Source organism: Amycolatopsis sp. NPDC051903 (assembly GCF_044452505.1).
In the GTDB taxonomy this organism is placed as follows: domain Bacteria; phylum Actinomycetota; class Actinomycetes; order Mycobacteriales; family Pseudonocardiaceae; genus Amycolatopsis.
Map to the genome: position 1 here is coordinate 105814 of NZ_JBITBT010000007.1, position 18001 is coordinate 123814.

19 protein-coding genes are annotated in these 18001 nt (G+C 71.2%); 2 read left to right on the top strand and 17 right to left on the bottom strand.

The window, feature by feature from the left end; translation table 11 throughout:
• Nucleotides 1-74: 74 nt before the first annotated feature.
• On the top strand, nucleotides 75-917 hold the full coding sequence (locus ACIA77_RS18685) for a VOC family protein (RefSeq protein ID WP_395887139.1): 843 nt from the start codon (nucleotides 75-77) through the stop codon (nucleotides 915-917).
• Here the strand turns inward: ACIA77_RS18685 and ACIA77_RS18690 are convergent.
• The 6 genes from ACIA77_RS18690 to rpsB all read right to left on the bottom strand — a co-directional run bounded on the left by ACIA77_RS18690 (nucleotide 905) and on the right by rpsB (nucleotide 6483).
• Nucleotides 905-2251, bottom strand: a complete 1347-nt coding sequence (locus ACIA77_RS18690) for an MFS transporter (RefSeq protein ID WP_395887140.1) — start codon at nucleotides 2249-2251, stop codon at nucleotides 905-907. The two genes, ACIA77_RS18685 and ACIA77_RS18690, sit on opposite strands and share 13 nt — an antisense overlap.
• Nucleotides 2252-2333: 82 nt before the next feature.
• Nucleotides 2334-3233, bottom strand: coding sequence for a phosphatidate cytidylyltransferase (locus ACIA77_RS18695; protein ID WP_395887141.1), 900 nt, complete (start codon nucleotides 3231-3233; stop codon nucleotides 2334-2336).
• Nucleotides 3233-3790, bottom strand: a complete 558-nt coding sequence (gene frr, locus ACIA77_RS18700) for a ribosome recycling factor (protein WP_204090658.1) — start codon at nucleotides 3788-3790, stop codon at nucleotides 3233-3235. Before frr ends, ACIA77_RS18695 begins: the two co-directional genes overlap by 1 nt.
• 49 nt (nucleotides 3791-3839) lie before the next feature.
• Nucleotides 3840-4583 carry a UMP kinase gene (gene pyrH / locus ACIA77_RS18705; RefSeq protein WP_395887142.1) on the bottom strand — a complete coding sequence of 248 codons (744 nt, stop codon included), beginning with the start codon at nucleotides 4581-4583 and terminating at the stop codon, nucleotides 3840-3842.
• A 132-nt stretch (nucleotides 4584-4715) separates the two neighbouring features.
• Nucleotides 4716-5531: a translation elongation factor Ts gene (gene tsf / locus ACIA77_RS18710; RefSeq protein ID WP_395887143.1), complete on the bottom strand. Its 816-nt coding sequence runs from the start codon at nucleotides 5529-5531 to the stop codon at nucleotides 4716-4718.
• A 79-nt stretch (nucleotides 5532-5610) separates the two neighbouring features.
• Nucleotides 5611-6483 carry a 30S ribosomal protein S2 gene (gene rpsB / locus ACIA77_RS18715; protein ID WP_395887144.1) on the bottom strand — a complete coding sequence of 291 codons (873 nt, stop codon included), beginning with the start codon at nucleotides 6481-6483 and terminating at the stop codon, nucleotides 5611-5613.
• Nucleotides 6484-6947: 464 nt separating this feature from the next.
• Between rpsB and ACIA77_RS18720 the strand changes: the two genes are divergently transcribed.
• Nucleotides 6948-7658: a M23 family metallopeptidase gene (locus tag ACIA77_RS18720; protein WP_395887145.1), complete on the top strand. Its 711-nt coding sequence runs from the start codon at nucleotides 6948-6950 to the stop codon at nucleotides 7656-7658.
• 9 nt (nucleotides 7659-7667) lie between these two features.
• On the opposite strand, the gene ACIA77_RS18725 is transcribed toward ACIA77_RS18720, so the two are convergent.
• The 11 genes from ACIA77_RS18725 to rimM form a co-directional block, all read right to left on the bottom strand.
• A complete protein-coding gene (locus tag ACIA77_RS18725; RefSeq protein WP_395887146.1) occupies nucleotides 7668-8516 on the bottom strand; it encodes a FliA/WhiG family RNA polymerase sigma factor in 849 nt (282 codons plus the stop codon).
• 109 nt (nucleotides 8517-8625) lie between these two features.
• The gene (locus ACIA77_RS18730; RefSeq protein ID WP_395887147.1) at nucleotides 8626-9645 is read right to left on the bottom strand and encodes a tyrosine recombinase XerC; all 1020 of its coding nucleotides are present in this window, start codon (nucleotides 9643-9645) and stop codon (nucleotides 8626-8628) included.
• Nucleotides 9646-9696: 51 nt separating this feature from the next.
• Nucleotides 9697-10878: a DNA-processing protein DprA gene (gene dprA / locus ACIA77_RS18735; RefSeq protein WP_395887148.1), complete on the bottom strand. Its 1182-nt coding sequence runs from the start codon at nucleotides 10876-10878 to the stop codon at nucleotides 9697-9699.
• Between the two features lie 829 nt (nucleotides 10879-11707).
• Complete coding sequence (locus ACIA77_RS18740) at nucleotides 11708-13219, bottom strand: YifB family Mg chelatase-like AAA ATPase (protein ID WP_395887149.1); 1512 nt, start codon at nucleotides 13217-13219, stop codon at nucleotides 11708-11710.
• An 82-nt stretch (nucleotides 13220-13301) separates the two neighbouring features.
• On the bottom strand, nucleotides 13302-13682 hold the full coding sequence (locus ACIA77_RS18745) for a YraN family protein (protein WP_395887150.1): 381 nt from the start codon (nucleotides 13680-13682) through the stop codon (nucleotides 13302-13304).
• Nucleotides 13683-13948: 266 nt separating this feature from the next.
• Nucleotides 13949-14272, bottom strand: a complete 324-nt coding sequence (locus tag ACIA77_RS18750; RefSeq protein WP_003096226.1) for a DUF2469 domain-containing protein — start codon at nucleotides 14270-14272, stop codon at nucleotides 13949-13951.
• Nucleotides 14269-15156, bottom strand: a complete 888-nt coding sequence (locus ACIA77_RS18755; RefSeq protein WP_395887151.1) for a ribonuclease HII — start codon at nucleotides 15154-15156, stop codon at nucleotides 14269-14271. Before ACIA77_RS18755 ends, ACIA77_RS18750 begins: the two co-directional genes overlap by 4 nt.
• A 60-nt stretch (nucleotides 15157-15216) precedes the next feature.
• Nucleotides 15217-16137: a signal peptidase I gene (gene lepB / locus ACIA77_RS18760; RefSeq protein WP_395887152.1), complete on the bottom strand. Its 921-nt coding sequence runs from the start codon at nucleotides 16135-16137 to the stop codon at nucleotides 15217-15219.
• Between the two features lie 31 nt (nucleotides 16138-16168).
• Nucleotides 16169-16537, bottom strand: coding sequence for a 50S ribosomal protein L19 (gene rplS, locus ACIA77_RS18765; RefSeq protein ID WP_204090669.1), 369 nt, complete (start codon nucleotides 16535-16537; stop codon nucleotides 16169-16171).
• A 178-nt stretch (nucleotides 16538-16715) separates the two neighbouring features.
• Nucleotides 16716-17462, bottom strand: a complete 747-nt coding sequence (trmD, locus tag ACIA77_RS18770; protein ID WP_395887153.1) for a tRNA (guanosine(37)-N1)-methyltransferase TrmD — start codon at nucleotides 17460-17462, stop codon at nucleotides 16716-16718.
• Entirely contained in the window at nucleotides 17463-17975 is a 513-nt protein-coding gene (rimM, locus tag ACIA77_RS18775) for a ribosome maturation factor RimM (protein WP_395887154.1), read from the bottom strand.
• Between the last annotated feature and the right edge of the window lie 26 nt (nucleotides 17976-18001).

The following is an 18001-nucleotide window of genomic DNA, read 5'->3' on the forward strand; positions in this document are numbered from 1 at the left end:
CCGGGTTCGCAGCTCAGAGCGAAAAAATCACGAGCAACCCATAAACTTCTCCCTCAATCGGGGAGGAGGCCACCATGTCCGTCGGTTCGGCCAGTGCGAGTGCGATTCCGGCCGGGCTGCCGTGCTGGATCGAGGTGGCCTGTCGCGATGAAGCGATGACGCAACAGTTCTACACCGGGCTGTTCGGCTGGGAGTTCGAAGTCCGCCGCGATCCCGCCACACCGACGGGGCGCTACTGGATCGCGTCGCTCGCGGGCGAGCCCACAGGCGGGCTCTACGAGGCCGGCGCCCAGACCGCCCCCGGCTGGACGTTGCACATCTCGGTGCCGCACACCGCGAGCGCGGCCGAATGGGTGGAGTACCTGGGCGGCCAGGTGACGCTCGGCCCCGTCGCGATCCCCGACCGCGGCAGCATCGTGCACGCGGTCGACGCGTCGGGTGCGCCCGTCGTGTTGTGGGAAGCGCCGCCGGACTGGCGGTTCGTCACCGGCGTCCCCAACACCTTCAGCGGCGCGGACCTCAACGCCCACGACGGCCCGGCGGCCGATCACTTCTACACGAAGCTCTTCAACTACGCGAGCCACCAGATCGGCGACGGCGAGACCCTCGACTACGCGGAGTACCTCATCGAGCACACCCCCGTGCTCTACCGGTACGTGATGGGTTCGGAGTACAGCCGCGACACTCCCCCGCACTGGCTCGTGTACTTCGAGGTCGACCCGGCGCGCGGCACCGACGCGACGGCCGGCCAGGCGCTGATGCTCGGCGGGACCGTGGTGATCCAGCCCTACGACACCGCGTACGGCCGCATGGCGATCCTCGCCGACCCCGACGGCGCGGTGTTCGCGGTGATCGACCACTCGCGCACGCTCGACGACATCGGCCGTGCCGAGGTCGACGACCCCTACGACGACTGACCCGCCGACTGACGCCGCAGCAGGCCCGTGAGCAGCACGATCCCGGCGTAACCACCGGCGACGACCCACAGCGCCGTGCCCGGCAGCAGCCCACCGACGAGCGCGACGCCCACCGCGCCGCCGGTCTGGCGCGCCGCGTTGAGCACACCCGCGGCGAGCCCCGCCTTGCCGGGCAACGCGTTCATGGCCAGTGACGTCATCGCGGGCATCGCGAGCGAGCAGCAGCCGAAGACCAGCGAGAACACGATCAGCGGCACCGGCGCCCGATCCTGCGGCAGCAGCGCCAGGCCGGCCGAACCGGCCAGCGCCGTGAGCCCGCCGGCGATGATCGGCACGCGCGAGCCGAACCGGTGGGTGAGACCGCCGCTGAAGAACGCGTTGAGCCCCACCGCGAGCGTGAGCGGCACGAGCGCCAGGCCGGCGGCGAGCGCGCCGAGGTGCCACATCCGTTGCAGGAACAGGGCGAGGCAGAACAACGTGCCGTAGAGGCAGAAGTTGAACAGGCCACCGATGGCCGTCGCGACGGCGAAGTCGCGGACCTTGAGCACCCCCAGCGGCAGCACCGGCGCGGCGATCACCTTTTCGGCGACGACGAACGCGATCCCGGCGACCACACCGGCGACGACGAGCACGAGCGTCGTCGCATCCGTCCAGCCCGCGTGGCCGGCCTCGATGAACCCCGCGACGACACAGGCCAGCGCCGCCGTGCCGAGGACTTGGCCGACGACGTCGAGGCGGGTCCGCTGGTGCGGCGTGGTCTCGGTGACGAACCGGCGCGTCAGCACGATCGCGATGAGCCCGATGGGCACGTTCACCGCGAACACGAGCCGCCAGTCGGCCAGCCCGACGGCGAGCCCGCCGAGCATCGGGCCGGCCGCGAGCCCCACACCGCTGATGCCGCCCCACACGCCGAGCGCGCGGGCGCGGGCACCCGGGTCGGGGAACTGGTGGACGATCAGCGCGAGCGAAGACGGCAGCAGCGCGGCCGCGCCGGCGCCTTGCACGGCCCGGGCGGCGACCAGCCACGGCAGCGAATCCGCTGCCGCGCAAGCGATCGAAGCGACGACGAACACCGCCGTGCCGATTTCGAAGACGCGCCGCGAACCCCACCGGTCCCCGGCCGCACCCCACGTGAGCAGGAACGCGGCGAGCGCGACGGTGTAGGAGTCGACGACCCACTGCAGCGCGGCCGTCGACGGTTCGGCGAATTCCGCGCCGATGGCCGGCAGCGCGAGGTTCACGATGGTCGCGTCGAGCGTGATCATCACGAACCCGAGGCACACCGCGGTGAGCGCGAGCCGGGCCGGAGTCCGTTCCTGAGTCGAGGCGATCATGCCTTCGAGTGAACCCCGCGGACACTTCGGTGGTCCACGAACGGTTCGCTCACCGCTGGGAGGCGTGGCCTCCCAGCGCAGGTCAGGCGGGGACGAACGCGGAGAGCAGCAGCCAGGAAACGACGGCCGAGGGCAGCAGCGAGTCGAGGCGGTCCATGATGCCGCCGTGGCCCGGCAGGAGCGTGCCCATGTCCTTGATGCCGAGGTCGCGCTTGATCAGCGACTCGACGAGGTCGCCGAGCGTCGCCGTGAGCACGATCGCGGCACCGAACACCGCGCCCTGCCAGGTGTGGCCGTGGAGCATCAGGCTGATCGTGAGGATGCCCGCGACGATGCCCGCGATCATCGACCCGGCGAAGCCCTCCCAGGACTTCTTCGGGCTGATCGTGGGCGCCATGGGGTGCTTGCCGCCGAGAACGCCGGCGATGTAGCCGCCCGTGTCGGAGGCGACGACGGCGATGAGGAACGTGAGCACCCGGCCGACGCCGTCGTCCGGCGGGACGAGCATCGCGGCGAACGCGCCGAACAGCGGCAGGTACGCGCTCGCGAACACCGACGCCGAGATGTCGCGGAGGTAGCCCTCGGCACCGCCGGGCAGCCGCCACAGCAGGCAGGCCAGCACCGTGATCACGAACGCCGTGAGAGCCCCCGCGCGGCCGAACGGCCAAGCCAGCCAGATCATCGCCTGGCCGCCGACGAGTACAGGGATCATCGCGACCTTGATGTTCGCGACGCGGCGGAGCACGCCGGCGAACTCGAACGTGCCGACCCCGATCGCGATCGCGATGACCCCGATGAAGATGAAGCGGACGGTGAGCAGGGAAACGATGATGGCCGCGCCCAGCACCAGGCCCACCCCGATGGCGGCCGGGAGGTTCCGGCCGGCCCGGGAGGCCTTCTTCGCCGGTTCCGGCTCCTTCGCCGGCTCCGGCGGCGGGGTGTGCTCCACCCGCTCGTCTCGTTCCTCGCTCACCTGGCTCATCAGACCTCGAGCAGCTCGGCTTCCTTGTGCTTCACCAGCTCGTCGACCTGGTGCACGTAGGTGTCGGTGAGGTTCTGCAGCTCCTTCTCGGCGCGCACGACCTCGTCCTCACCCGCCTCGCCGTCCTTGGCGATCCGGTCGAGCTCTTCCTTCGCCTTGCGGCGGATGCTGCGGATCGACACGCGGGCGTCCTCGCCCTTGCCCTTCGCGACCTTCACCATCTCCTTGCGCCGCTCCTCGGTGAGCTGCGGGATGACGATGCGGATGACGTTGCCGTCGTTGCTCGGGTTCACCCCGAGGTCCGACTCGCGGATCGCCTTCTCGATGGCACCGATCTGGGTCTGGTCGTAGGGCTTGATCAGCGCCATTCGCGCCTCGGGCACGTTGACGCTCGCCAGCTGGTTCAGCGGGGTCGGCGCGCCGTAGTACTCGACGACGATGCGCGAGAACATCGATGGGGTGGCCCGGCCGGTGCGCACCGACGTCAGGTCCTCCTTCGCGACGGACACCGCTTTTTCCATCTTCTCCTCGGCGTCGAGGAGGGTCTCGTCGATCACGGCTACTCCCGGTGTTGTGATTGTCGATCCGTTGCTGATCCCAGCAGGTCTACGCCGACACCCCGTCGGCGGGGGTGCTGACCAGCGTCCCGATCCTCTCACCACTCACCGCACGGGCGATGTTCCCCTCGGTGAGGAGGTTGAACACGATGATCGGCATGTTGTTGTCCATGCACAGGCTGAACGCGGTGGCGTCGGCGACCTTGAGGTCCCGTTCGAGCACCTCGCGGTGGCTGATCTCGTGGAACATCTTCGCGTCCGGGTCGGTCTTCGGGTCCGCGGTGTAGACACCGTCCACTGCCTTGGCCATCAGCACGGCCTCGCAGCCGAGCTCCAGCGCGCGCTGCGCGGCGGCGGTGTCGGTGGAGAAGTACGGCATGCCGACCCCGGCGCCAAAGATGACCACGCGGCCCTTCTCCAGGTGCCGCTCGGCGCGGCGCGGGATGTACGGCTCGGCGACCTGGCCCATCGTGATGGCGGTCTGCACGCGCGTGGGCAGGCCTTCCTTCTCCAGGAAGTCCTGCAGGGCCAGGCAGTTCATCACGGTGCCCAGCATGGCCATGTAGTCCGCGCGGTCGCGGTCCATCCCCCGCTGGGACAGCTCCGCGCCGCGGAAGTAGTTGCCGCCGCCGATCACCACCGCGATCTGGACGCCGGTGCGCGCGACTGCGGCGATCTGACGCGCGACGGAGTGGACGACATCGGGGTCGACCCCGATCGAGCCGCCACCGAACATCTCGCCGCCCAGCTTCAGCAGCACCCTCCGGTAGCCACCGTCGACCCGGTCACCCATCTGTGTGTCGCCTCCCGTGTTCGCTGGCCGCGCCGCCCCTTCGTGAGGGGTTGTGCGGCTAAACCCGACTGTGCCCCGTCCCCGCACCGCGGAGACGGGGCACAGTCGCAGAACCTAGACCCAGTACCTTCCTCAGGCCTGGCCGACCTCGAACCGGGCGAACCGGGTCAGGGTCACGCCGGCCTCGTCGAGCAGGGCCTTGACGGTCTTCTTGTTGTCCTTGACCGACGGCTGCTCGAGCAGGACGTTGTCCTTGTAGTACGCGTTGACCTTGCCTTCGATGATCTTCGGCAGGGCCTGCTCCGGCTTGCCCTCTTCGCGCGCGGTCTGCTCGGCGATGCGGCGCTCGTTCTCGACGATCTCGGCCGGCACCTCGTCGCGGGTCAGGTACTTCGCGCGCAGCGCGGCGACCTGCATGGCGGCACCGCGGGCGGCGTCGCTGTCGTCACCGGTGAACTCGACGAGCACGCCCACGGCCGGCGGCAGGTCCGAGCCGCGGCGGTGCAGGTAGGTCGCGGTCTGGCCCTCGAAGGCCACGACGCGGCGCAGCTCGAGCTTCTCGCCGATGCGGGCCGAGAGCTCCTGGATGGCCTCGCTGACCGGCTTGCCACCGAGGTCGGCGGCCTTGAGGGCCTCGACGTCGCTGGTCTTGAGGGTCTTCGCGGCCTCGACGATCTTGGCGGCGAGCTGCTGGAAGTCGTCGTTCTTGGCGACGAAGTCGGTCTCGGAGTCGAGCTCGATGAGCACGCCGCCGTCGCCGGTGACCAGGCCCTCGGCGGTGGCGCGCTCGGCGCGCTTGCCGACGTCCTTGGCACCCTTGATGCGCAGGAACTCGACGGCCTTCTCGAAGTCGCCGTCGTTCTCCTCGAGGGCCTTCTTGCAGTCCATCATGCCGGCGCCGGTCAGCTCGCGCAGGCGCTTCACGTCAGCGGCGGTGTAGTTCGCCATCGTGTTGAATCCGTCCGTTTCAGGTACGTGTGGTGAGCAGCGCCCGGGCGGCCCTGCGGACCGCCCGGGCACGGTCGAATCAGGAGTTGGCCGGGGCCTGCTCGGTGACGGCCTCGGTCGCGGCTTCCGTCGCGGCGGCAGCCTCGGAGGCGTCGGCCGCGGCGGTGTCCGAACCGGCGAGCAGCTCCTTCTCCCACTCGGCCAGCGGCTCGTCCGACGCCACACCCGGCTCCGGCTTGGCGTCGGCCGACGCGCCACCACGGCTCGAGCGCGCCATCAGACCGGCGGCGGCGGCCTCGGCCACCACCTTGGTCAGCAGCGCGGCCGAACGGATCGCGTCGTCGTTGCCCGGGATCGGGTAGTCGACCTCGTCCGGGTCGCAGTTGGTGTCGAGGATCGCGACAACCGGGATGTTCAGCTTCCGAGCCTCGCCGACGGCGATGTGCTCCTTCTTGGTGTCGACGATCCACACCGCGCTCGGCACCTTGGCCATGTCGCGGATACCGCCGAGGGTCTTCTCGAGCTTGTCCTTCTCGCGGGTCAGCGTGAGGATCTCGCGCTTGGTCAGCCCCTGGAAGCCACCGGTCTGCTCCTGGGCCTCGAGCTCCTTGAGGCGCAGGAGGCGCTTGTGCACGGTCTGGAAGTTGGTCAGCATGCCGCCGAGCCAGCGCTGGTTGACGTAGGGCATGCCCACGCGCGCGGCCTCGTTGGCGATCGCTTCCTGCGCCTGCTTCTTCGTGCCGACGAACATGATGGTGCCGCCGTGCGCGACGGTTTCCTTGATGAACTCGAACGCACGGTCGATGTACGTCAGCGTCTGCTGCAGGTCGATGATGTAGATGCCGTTGCGCTCGGTGAAGATGTAGCGCTTCATCTTCGGGTTCCACCGACGGGTCTGGTGCCCGAAGTGCACGCCGCTGTCGAGCAGCTGCTTCATGGTGACGACGGCCATTGCCGGAATCACACCTTCTCTGTGTCGCGCACCCCCGCGGTTTTCGCCGCCGCGGACGTGCTGTTCGGTTCGTCGCTCGCGGCCGGGTGACCGCTCGCCCTGGTGCCGTGCCGGTGCCCGGACCCTGATGCTTTTCCTTCGAAGAACCCCAGGGACCGCCGAGCACCGTGCGACCCTCCGTCCGGCGCTCCGCACTGCGGAACCGGCCGGGGCTGCGCGCACGAGCACGCGAAGTCAGCCCAGCTGGTGGGCTGCGGAAAAGATTCTACCTCCTGCCACCAGGGGTGGCCCCACCGGCAGCGTTCCGGGACCCGTCAGTTGTCCACAACTCGCTCGCCCTGTGGACAACTCCCCTTGTTGGCGGAGTGCTAGCCGACTGGGCCCCCACCATGGAACCCGTGACGACGACTTCGTGTTCCTCCCCGCCGCGGCTGCGGTTTTCGGTGGGGAGTGGTGTGGTTCGAGTGCCCCGGACCGCGCGGCCGGCCCAGGGCGGCCGGCATCGGCGGCCGACCGAGCCGGTGTCGGCGCGCGTGGTGGCGTTCGTCCGCCGCGCGGCGTGGCTGCGGGCGCCGGGGTGGGCGAGGTTCGTGCTGGTGGTGGCGGTGGTGCTGGTGGTGGCGCTACCGGGCGCGCTGGCCGGGCGCGCGCTGGCCGAGGAGCTGCTGTCGCCTGGCGAGCCGTCCGGACTTCCTGCGGCGTCGGGGGCACCCGCGCGCCCGCTACCGCGAGCACCCGCGGCGCAGCAGGGGCGGCTGGCGTGGCCGTTGACTCCGCGGCCGAAGGTCACGCGGTACTTCGAGCCGCCTGCGACGGAGTACGGGCCGGGGCACCGGGGCGTCGACCTGGAGGCGGCCGTGGGGCAGCAGGTGCTGGCCGCCGACGTGGGTGTGGTGGTGTTCGCGGGCGACGTCGCCGGGCACGGCGTGGTGGCGGTCGACCACGACGGCGGACTGCGGACGACGTACTTGCCGCTCACGCCGTCCGTCGCTGCCGGGGATCAGGTGTACCGCGGGCAGCCGCTGGGGACGGTGACGGCCGGGCACCCGGGCTGTCCGAGCGCGGCTTGCCTGCACTGGGGCGCGCGCCGGGGCGAGGAGTACGTCGATCCGCTGGCGCTGACCGGCACGCCGAGCCGGATGCGGCTGAAGCCGTGGGACGACGGGACGGGGTGATGAGGCCGCTCAGCTGGTGGTCTGCTCCGTGAGCTTGGCGCGCAGCCGCATCACGGCGCGGGTGTGGAGCTGGCTCACGCGCGACTCCGTGACGCCCAGGACCTTGCCGATCTCGGCGAGCGTGAGGCTTTCGAAGTAGTAGAGGCTGACCACGATCTTGTCGCGCTCGGTGAGCTGGGCGATGGCCTCCGCGAGCTGGCGGCGGTTGTCCTGGTCGACGAGGACGGCGACCGGGTCGACGGCGCCGTCGTCGGGGAGGGTGTCGACGAGGGAACCGCTGTCCTTGCCGGCCGTCACCAGGTCCTCGAGCGCGACGACGCTGGTGAGCTGGAGCTGGCCGTAGAAATCGCGCAGCTCGTCGACGCCGATGTTGAGCTCGCGGGCGAGCTCGGCGTCGGTGGGGGTGCGGTGCAGGCGCGCGCCCAGCCGTTCCAGCGCGCGCTCGGTCTCCTTCGCCTTGCTGCGCACGGCGCGGGGCACCCAGTCTTGCGAACGCAGATCGTCGAGGATGGCGCCGCGGATGCGCTGCATCGCGTAGGTCTCGAACCGCAGCCCGCGGGCGGGCTCGAACTTCTCGATGGCGTCGACGAGACCGAAGATGCCGGACTGCACGAGGTCACCCACGTCGACGTGCGTCGGCAGGCCCGTGCCCACGCGGCCGGCGACGTACTTCACCAGCGGCGCGTAGTGCAGCACGAGGCGGTCGCGCGAGGTCTGGTCCGGCTTGTCGGCGAACTGCTGCCACAACGCCTGGATGCCCGCGTCGACGTCGTGCCCGGGGCGGCCGTCTTCGCTGACGGTGTCCCGGTCGCCGGAGCCGTTCGCCCCGGCCTCCGTGACTTGCGGCGTGGAGGTCATTGCACGGTGGTTCTCGGCATGCGGCTCAGTATGGTCTCCGTGCTCGTGCGGATGCGCGTGCGCCGGCGGTTCGGCCCGGCTGTTTTCGACCGAGCCGCCACCGGCCTCGTCAGGCCCGTGGATGTGCTCGGTCATGGATCGCCTTCAGCCGATCGACGGTCACGTGAGTGTAGAGCTGGGTCGTAGCAAGCGTAGCGTGACCGAGCAGTTCCTGAACGCTCCTGAGATCGGCACCTCCTTCCAGCAGGTGGGTCGCGGCGGAGTGCCGCAGTCCGTGTGGCCCCATGTCGAGTGCTCCGGGCACCGCGGCCACCGCCTCGTGCACGATGCGCCGCGCCGCCCTAGGGTCGAGCCGGTTGCCACGAACGCCCAGGAAGAGGGCCTTTCCCAACTTCCCGCCGAGCAGTTCGGGACGCCCCGCGTCGAGCCACGTCGTGAGCGCTTCGGCCGCCGGGACGCCGAACGGCACCGTCCGCTCCTTGTCGCCCTTCCCGATCACCGACACGACACGCCGGTCGAAGTCGACGACGCCGACGTCCAGACCACACAGCTCCGACACCCGGATGCCCGTCGCGTACAGCAGCTCGACGACTGCGCGGTCACGCAGCGCGACCGGATCCCGCTGCTCGGCTCCCGCCGCGGCCGCCTGCATCAGCTCGCCGGCCTGCTCGGCGCGCAGCACCCCCGGCAGCGTCCGGTGGGCTCGCGGCGCCGCGAGCCGGCCACCGGGATCCGCCTTCAGCACGCCCTGGCGGTGCGCCCACGCCGTGAACGTTCTCGCCGCCGCGGCGCGCCGCGCCAGCGTGGTCCGGCCCGCGCCGCCGCTGCGCTGCCCGGCGAGCCACGCGCGCAGCAGCCCGACGTCCAGATCGGCGAGCGCCCGCGCCGGGCCGTCGTCCTCCGCCTCGGTCAGGAACGCCAGCAGCGAAACGACGTCGCCCACGTACGCGCGCACCGTGTGCGGCGACAGGCCGCGCTCCAACGACAGATGCCGTTCGTAGTCGGCCACCACCGCCCGTTCCGAAGCGGGCAACGCCTCGCGAAGCGCTCGTAAATCGGGACGGGGCGGGCCTTTCCGGTGCCCCGCGGGGCGCGCGGCTGCGCCCCGGCGGGCGCTCGCTGACGGCATGCCGATCACGCTGCGCGAAACACCGCCCGAGGTCAAGCATCGCCACGCCGTTCACCGCGCAGCCGACCTTACGATCCGGCGCCACCCGGTGTCGCCGCGCACCGCGAAGCCGTCGATCTCCAGTTCGGGCAGCAGCGCCCGCACCCGGTCCACCGGCACGCCCGACTCGGTCGCGACGTGGTCCGCGGAGCGTCCGGCCCGGGGTACGAGCGCTTCGTAGACGCGCAGCGCTTCGGGAGCGAGGTCATCGGTGGGCCGACGGCTCCGTGGGCGCTCCTCTTCCGGCCTCGGCCCGAACCGGCCGACGGTCTCGACCACCTCCTCGACGGACGTGACCAGCGTGGCTTTGCAGTCGCGGATCAGCGCGTGACACCCGGCGGAGTTGCCGGACTGCACCGGGCCGGGCAGCGCCATGACGACTTTGCCCAGCGCGCCCGCGGTCGTCGCGGTGTTGCGCGCGCCGCTGCGGATGCCCGCCTCGATGACGACGGTGCCGTCGGTGAGCCCGGCGATGAGCCGGTTGCGCACGAGGAACCGGTGCCTCGCCGGCGGCGTGCCGGGCGCGTACTCGCTGATGACCGCGCCCCCGTTTCCGGCGATGCGCTTCAGCAGGTCGGCGTGGCCGGCCGGGTACGCGACGTCGACACCACACCCCAACGCCGCGACAGTGACGCCGTCCGCACTGAGCGCACCGCGGTGGGCGGCGCCGTCGATGCCCATCGCGGCGCCGGAGAACACGGGCACGCCCTGGACGGCCAGGCCGTGCGCGAGCTCCGCGGCGTTGTGCACGCCGTAGTTCGTCGCCATCCGCGCCCCGACGACGGCGACCGCCCGATCGGCGGCCTCCGCGAGGCTCGCCTCGCCCCGCACCCACAACGCAAGCGGCGCGGCGACGTTCTCCACCCCCCGCCCACTCGCGACGGCCAGCGACAGCAAGGGCCACGCCGGCCACTCGTGGTCCTCGGGCACCACCAGCCGCGCCCCGGCTTTCGCTGCCGCTTCGAGATCCTCCTCGGCTTTGTCCACTTCACGGCGCGCCGCGGTCTCACGCCGGACCTTCTCCGGGCACTCGCCGCTGCGCACCCGCGCCGCCGCCTCCACCGGCCCCCGCTCCCCCACGAACGCGACCAACGCCGCCGCCGGCGGCTCGGCGACCCGCACCAGGTACGCCCGCGCGAGGCGCTCTTCGTCGGTCGCGGCGACCGGGTGCTGTTCCGCGGGCAACAACGTCACGCCGCACCTCCCGCTCTGAGCACGCGCAACCGCCGTGGCGCGAGGCAGGCGCGAACCCGCGCGGGGTCGCGCACGGGCGGGTCGTGGAGCTTCGGGACCAGCCGGAGGTGCCGCTTCGGGGATCGGGCGGTCGTTGTTCGGGTGGGGTGATTCACGGGGTTTCCTTTCTTGGGCGGGTCATGACGCGGTCCTTTCGCGGAGACGGGAATGGCAGGTACTGCTGAGGGCGCGGCGAGACCCGCCGGCGCCGGGTTTCGCGGAACCGGTTGTCCGCCCGCCTAGCCACACCCGAGTGGTTGGCGGAGAAGCGCAAGCCGCGGAGACGAGACCGACCACAGCTCCCGAACGGCACGGCGCCGCTGGTTCGGGAGATCGTGGCGGGCCGTCGGTGGAAACGACGCGGAGCAACATCTTCGGGCGTGGGTACATTCGAGCCGAAGTCGCGACGCTCGCACGGGTCGCCCCTGGTCCACCGTCGGCCCCTCGCGGAACTGGCGATAGGCCCACGGCAGCGGCAAAAGCTCGACGTTCATGCGGCGGACCATCAGCCGAAATCCGGCGCACCAGACACGTGATCCGGCATCGGTGAGAACGCAGGCGAAGCACCGTGGCCATCGGGCGAAACGTTCGTTGCGGAACGACGAACCCACGGCACCGAGCGCCCGTGACGCACAGGCAGTGCGCAGGACCCGCGGCAGACGATCAGCGGAAATCCAGAGCGACAGAGTGGTGATCCGGCGTCGGCAAGACCGCAGGCGACGTGTCCCGGCCAGCTGGGCGGGCGCTCGGCGCCGGGCGCCCGTGACGCCGCGGCGGCGCACTCGGCGGCTCACGCTGCAGACCGTTCGCGGAAGTCGAGGGCCGCGGAGACGTGGTCCGGTGTCGGGTGGGTGACTCCGGCGAGGTCGGCGAGGGTCCAGGCGATGCGGAGGCAGCGGTCGGCGCCGCGGGCGGTGAGGAGGCCGCGGTGGAGGGCGCGGTCGAGGAGGGCGGTGGTTGCCGACGGCAGGCCGAACTCGCGGCGGAGGGTGGGGCCGGGGACGTCGGAGTTGGCGCGCCAGCCGTGGGTGCGCCAGCGGTGGGCAGCGCGGTCGCGCGCGGCGAGCACGCGGGTGCGGACCACCTCGGAAGACTCGGGCGCCGTGGAGTGGTGGGCGGAGATCGCGGTGAGCGGCCGGAGGCGCACGCGAAGGTCGACGCGGTCGAGCAGCGGGCCCGACAGCCGGCCGAGGTAGCGGCGGCGGACGACCGGTGAGCAGATGCAGTCCGTTTCGCGGGCGGGAGCGCAGGGGCACGGGTTCGTCGCGAGGACGAGCTGGAACCGGGCCGGGTACTGGACGGAGCCCTTCGCTCGGGCGATGCGGACTTCGCCCTCTTCGAGGACGGTGCGCAGCGAATCGAGGCGGTGGCCGGTGAACTCGCAGACCTCGTCGAGGAACAGCACGCCGCGGTGGGCGCGGCTGATGGCGCCGGGCACGGCGATCCCCGTGCCACCCCCGATGAGGGCAGCGGTGGAGATCGAGTGGTGCGGCGCCACGAACGGCGGCACGGTGACCAGCGGCGACGCTTTGGACAGCGAGCCGTCGATGGAGTGGATGGCGGTGACCTGGAGGGATTCGTCCGGGGAGAGTGGTGGGAGGAGGCCGGGCAGGCGTTTGGCGAGCATGGTCTTGCCGACGCCCGGTGGGCCGGTCAGCAGGAGGTGGTGGCCGCCCGCGGCGGCGACTTCGAGGGCCCAGCGGGCTTCCGGCTGGCCGACGACGTCGGCGAGGTCGGGGACGTCGGGGGCCGCGGCGGTGGCCGGCTCGGGAGTGGGTTCGAGGTCGCCTTCGTTCTTGAGCCACGCGACGAGGTCGGTGAGGCGCGAGACGCCCGAGACTTCGATGCCGTCGACGAGGGCGCCTTCGAAGAGGGACTCCGTGGGGACCAGCGCGCGTTCGTAGCCGGCGGCGCGCGCGGCCAGCAGGCCGGGCAGGACACCGCGGACGGGCCGGATGCGGCCGTCGAGGGCGAGCTCGCCGAGCAGGACGGTGCGCAGCAGCTTGGTGGCCGGGACGGCACCGTTCGCGGCGAGGACCGCGGCGGCGATGCCGAGGTCGTAGCCGGAACCGACCTTGGGCAGGTTGGCGGGCGACAGACCCAGGGTGACTTTGCCGTCGGGCCAGGGTTGGCCGGAGTTGCGGACGGCCGAGCGCACGCGGTCCTTCGACTCGCGCAGTCCGGCGTCGGGCAGGCCGACGAGAGTGACCCGGCTGAGCCCGCCGCCGAGGTCGGCTTCGATCTCGATCACGCGGCCTTCGATCCCCAGGAGTGCCACTGACCAGGCTTTGGCGATCGGCATCAGAGCACCTCCGCAAGGAGCCGGCGCAAGCCGGCGCCACACACAACCGCGTACACCGCCGGGGAGCACGTTGCGGTGGGCATCAGAACGCTCCCGCGATGTGGTGGACCTCGGGATGGGCACCGGCGGGGGCGAGGATGGTGACGACGTCGTAGCGGGTGGCGCACCAGCCGACGCGGTGGGCCTGAAGCCAGCGTTGAGCGGCGCGGCGGATGCGGCCGATCTTCTCGTCCGTGACGGATTCGGCGGGTGTGCCGAAGCCGGTGCCCGTGCGGGTTTTGACCTCGCAGAAGACGACCTTGTCGCCGTCGGACAGGACGAGGTCGAGTTCGCCTTCGCGGCACAGCCAGTTGCGGCTGAGCACCACGAGGCCGGCGTTCTGCAGGTGCCGGGCCGCCAGGTCCTCGCCCCAGCGGCCGACCGCGCGGCGCCACAGCGCGCCCGGGTTCGGGCCGTCGTTCATCGCTCCCCCTCGGCCGCACCGCCGCCAGGCCCTCGCCGGCTGTCACGGTGCGTGTGCGATCAACGTTCGCAGGGTGACGGAGGTGGTGGCCAGGGGCGAAGTGGCGGGCTGTGGACAAGTGGGGTGCTGTGGATCGTTGGCACGGGAAGAGAACAGCGCGGCGCGGATATGTCAGTGGTGGGTGCTACCGCCGGTCGGCACCAAGCCCGGACAGCACGAAGACCACCCCGGCAGGACCGGGGTGGCCTTCGCAAAACGGGGGAACGTCAGCCGCTGAAGGGGCCGTCTTCCGGCAGGCGCAGGTCGGGCTTGTCGAGTTCCTCGACGTTGACGTCCTTGAACGTGATGACCCGCACGTGCTTCACGAAGCGGGCCGGGCGGTACATGTCCCAGACCCAGGCGTCGGACATGCGCACTTCGAAGTACACCTCGCCGCCCCCGTCGCGGACTTGCACGTCGACGGCGTTGGCGAGGTAGAACCGCCGCTCGGTCTCCACCACGTACGAGAACTGGCCGACGATGTCGCGGTACTCGCGGTACAGCGAGAGTTCCATCTCGGTCTCGTACTTCTCGAGATCCTCAGCGCTCATGAAATCCGCGCCCCTCCTCGCGATCGTCTGGCTGCTCCGGCGGCGGAGCGTTCATTCTTACCCACCGAGCGGGCCAGGGCACGGACCGGCACGCTCGGGTTCTCTTCGGAAACACCCTCGAGAACGTCGTCAGCGGTACCTTCGGCCAAAGCGTTCTCCAGAGCAGCGTAGGTGAGCACGACCGGGTGCGGTGGAGTGAGTCCGTGTGCGAGAGCCGCGGTGGCCACGTTCGTGTAAGACCACCGGTGCGCCGGGCTCGGCCCGTGCTCGGTGAGGGCGGCCAGGTGGTCGGCGGTGCTGTAGCCCTTGTGCACGTCGAAGCCGTAGTCCGGCAGCTCCTCGTGCAGGCCGGCCATGATCCGGTCGCGCGTCACCTTCGCGAGCACCGACGCCGCGGCGATGCTGGCGACGCTGCGGTCGCCCTTGATGACCGCGACGTTCGGTGCCGGGATGCCCGGCACGCGGAAGCCGTCGGTGAGCACGTACCCGGGGTGTTCGCGCAGCGCCGCGACCGCGCGCCGCATCCCCTCGAGGTTCATCACCCGGATGCCGAGCAGGTCGACCTGTTCGGACGGGATCACGATCACCGCGTAGTCGAGAGCGCGCTTCAGCACCAGGTCGTAGACGCGATCGCGGGCCTTGGCGGTGAGCATCTTCGAGTCTGTAAGCTCCGGCAGCCGCGCGCCGTCTCCAGGGCGCAGCACACACGAAGCGACCACGAGCGGGCCCGCGCACGCACCGGCGCCGGCCTCGTCGACGCCCGCGACGGGCCCCAGGCCACGACGTTCGAGGGCACCCTGCAAGCCCCAGAACAGCTCGCCGCGCACGACGGCGCGCGGCGGCCGCAGGGGTTCGGCCGGGGTTCGGGGAGCAGGAACGGTCACAGCTGCACTCAACCTTTTCGCAGAGCGTGCCGTCTGACGGACGTTGTCGGGCGACGCACCCTAACGTCTCCGGCCGGCCGCCTTGCGCAGGCGTGCCTTGAAACGCTTGCCGAGGAACAGTGTGGGCACGGCCGCGGCGAACCCGACGCCGAGGGGGATGCCCTCCTGCCACGCCGGGGCGCCGAGCGCCACCGGCTGGGCGTCGGCCTGCGGGTTGTGGTCCGACACGCCACCCCACCGGCTCGGCGGGAAGACGATGATGCGGGCCTTGCCGATCACGTCGCTCACGGGCACGGCGCCGTTGGCACCGCCCTGGCCCTGGTAGCGGGAGTCGGCGGAGTTGTTGCGGTTGTCGCCCATCACCCACAGGGTGCCCTGCGGCACCTTGACCGGTGCGAACGAGTCCTGCACCGCGTGGTCGGGGTTCTCCCAGTGGATGTACGGCTCGTCGAGCGCCTTGCCGTCGACGATCACGCGGTTCTGCGGATCGCAGCACGACACGGTCTGCCCGCCGACCGCGATCACCCGCTTGACGAAGTCGCGCTCGTCCGGCGGCGCGAAGCCCACCAGGGAACCGAGGCCGCGCAGGCCGCGGACGACGATGTTGCTGGACTCCTGCGGGGCGATCTCGTTCTCGGTCCAGGCCGGCGGGCCCTTGAACACGACGACGTCGCCCGGCGAGGGGTCCGTGAAGTCATACGTGACGCGGTCGACCAGGATCCGGTCGCCCGTGCAGCCGGGGCAGCCGTGAAGCGTGGCCTCCATCGACCCCGAGGGGATCATGAAGACCTTCGCCAGGAAGGCCTGGATCAGGATCGTGAGCACCAGAGCGATCGCGATCAGGATCGGCAGTTCCTTCCAGAACGACCGCTTCTGCTGAGGCTTGCCCCGCCGGTGAGAGCCCCGACGCTGCTCGGAACGAGTCTCTTCCGAGCCGTCGGGGTCATCCTCAGCGGCGTTCTGGGGCACGGGTTCGACCACGTCGCCAGGCTACCGGGAACCGCCCTGCCACTCAGGAGGCAGAGGTGGTCTCGCGGCTGTCGCGACGCTCCTTGATCTTCGCCTTCTTGCCGCGCAGGTCGCGCAGGTAGTACAGCTTGGCGCGCCGCACGTCGCCGCGCTTGAAGACCTCGATCTGCGCGACGTTCGGCGAGTGCACCGGGAAGGTGCGCTCGACGCCCACGCCGAACGAGACCTTGCGGACGGTGAAGGTCTCCCGCACGCCGCCGCCCTGACGGCGGATGACGACGCCCTGGAAGACCTGGTTGCGCTCGCGGTTGCCCTCGATGACGCGGACGTGGACCTTGAGCGTGTCGCCCGGGCGGAAGTCCGGGATGTCGGAACGCAGTGACTGCGCGTCCAGCGCGTCCAGGGTGTTCATCGTGGTCCGTCCTCGTCGATTCGTATTGCTTGCGTACTTCTCCCCCTGGGCGCACAGGCGCGCAGCAGCGCTGCTTGCGACCACACCAGGGGCTGATGGCGGGCTCGTGAACGAGGCGGTCCACTCACGCCAACCTGTCGATTATGGCAGAGGCGCACGTGCTCGCTTCGCACGGGGTCTAGCCGGGGTTCTCGCCGAGCCGGTCGAGGACCTCGTGATCTCGTCGGTCGAGACTACCTTCCGGCATCTTGGCCAGGAGATCCGGGCGGCGCCGGGCGGTGCGCTCCAGCGCCTGGTCGCGCCGCCAGCGGTCGACGAGCGCGTGGTTGCCCGAGCGCAGCACGTCCGGCACCGCCAGGTCGCGCCACACCTCCGGGCGGGTGTAGCTGGGGCCTTCGAGCAGGCCGTCGGAGAACGAGTCCTCGGCCGCCGACCGCGCGTTGCCGAGCACGCCCGGCAGCAGCCGCACGACGGCCTCGACGATCACCAGCACCGCCGCTTCGCCGCCGACCAGCACGTAGTCGCCGATCGACACCTCGTCGACGGGCATCCGGCGCGCGGCGTCGTCGACCACGCGCTGGTCGATGCCTTCGTAGCGGCCGCACGCGAAGACCAGGTGCTGCTCCTCGGCGTACTCGTGGGCCATGGCCTGCGTGAACGGCCGGCCGGCGGGCGTCGGGACCACGAGCCGGGTCTCCGGACGGCACACCTCGTCGAGGGCCGGGCCCCAGATCTGGGGTTTCATGACCATGCCGGGGCCACCGCCGTAGGGCGCGTCGTCGACGGCGCGGTGGACGTCGTGGGTCCAGTCGCGCAGGTCGTGGACGCCGACCTCGATGAGGCCGCGGTCGATCGCCCGGCCCAGCAGCGCGGCGCGCAGCGGGTCGAGGTACTCGGGGAAGATCGTGACGACGTCGATGCGCATCTAGGCGTCCAGCAGGCCTTCGGGCGGGTCCAGCACGACGCGGCCGCCCGCGACGTCGACGGTGGGCACGATCGCCTTCACGAACGGCACGAGCGCCTCACGGCCGTCGACGTCCAGCTCGAGCAGCTCACCCGCCGGCGAGTGGACGACCTCGACCACCTTGCCGACAACGGTGCCGTCGGCGAGCTCGGCCCGCAGGCCGGCCAGCTCGTGGTCGTAGAACTCGTCCGGGTCGTCCGTGGGCGGCAGTGCGCCGGTGTCGATGAGCAGGAGCGCGCCGCGCAGGGTCTCGGCGACGTCGCGGGTCAGCACCTGCTCGAAACGCACCAGCAGCCGCCCGCTGTGTTCGCGGGCGGCTGCCACGGTGAGATCCCTCTTGCTGCCGTCACGCAGCTTCGTCGTGACGACCGCGCCGACGGCGAACCGCTCTTCGGGCGAGTCCGTGCGCACGTCCACGGCGAGTTCGCCGCGGATGCCGTGCGCCTTCGCGATGCGGCCGACTACGACGTCCATCCTGACCGTCCGGGTTTCCGGTGCGG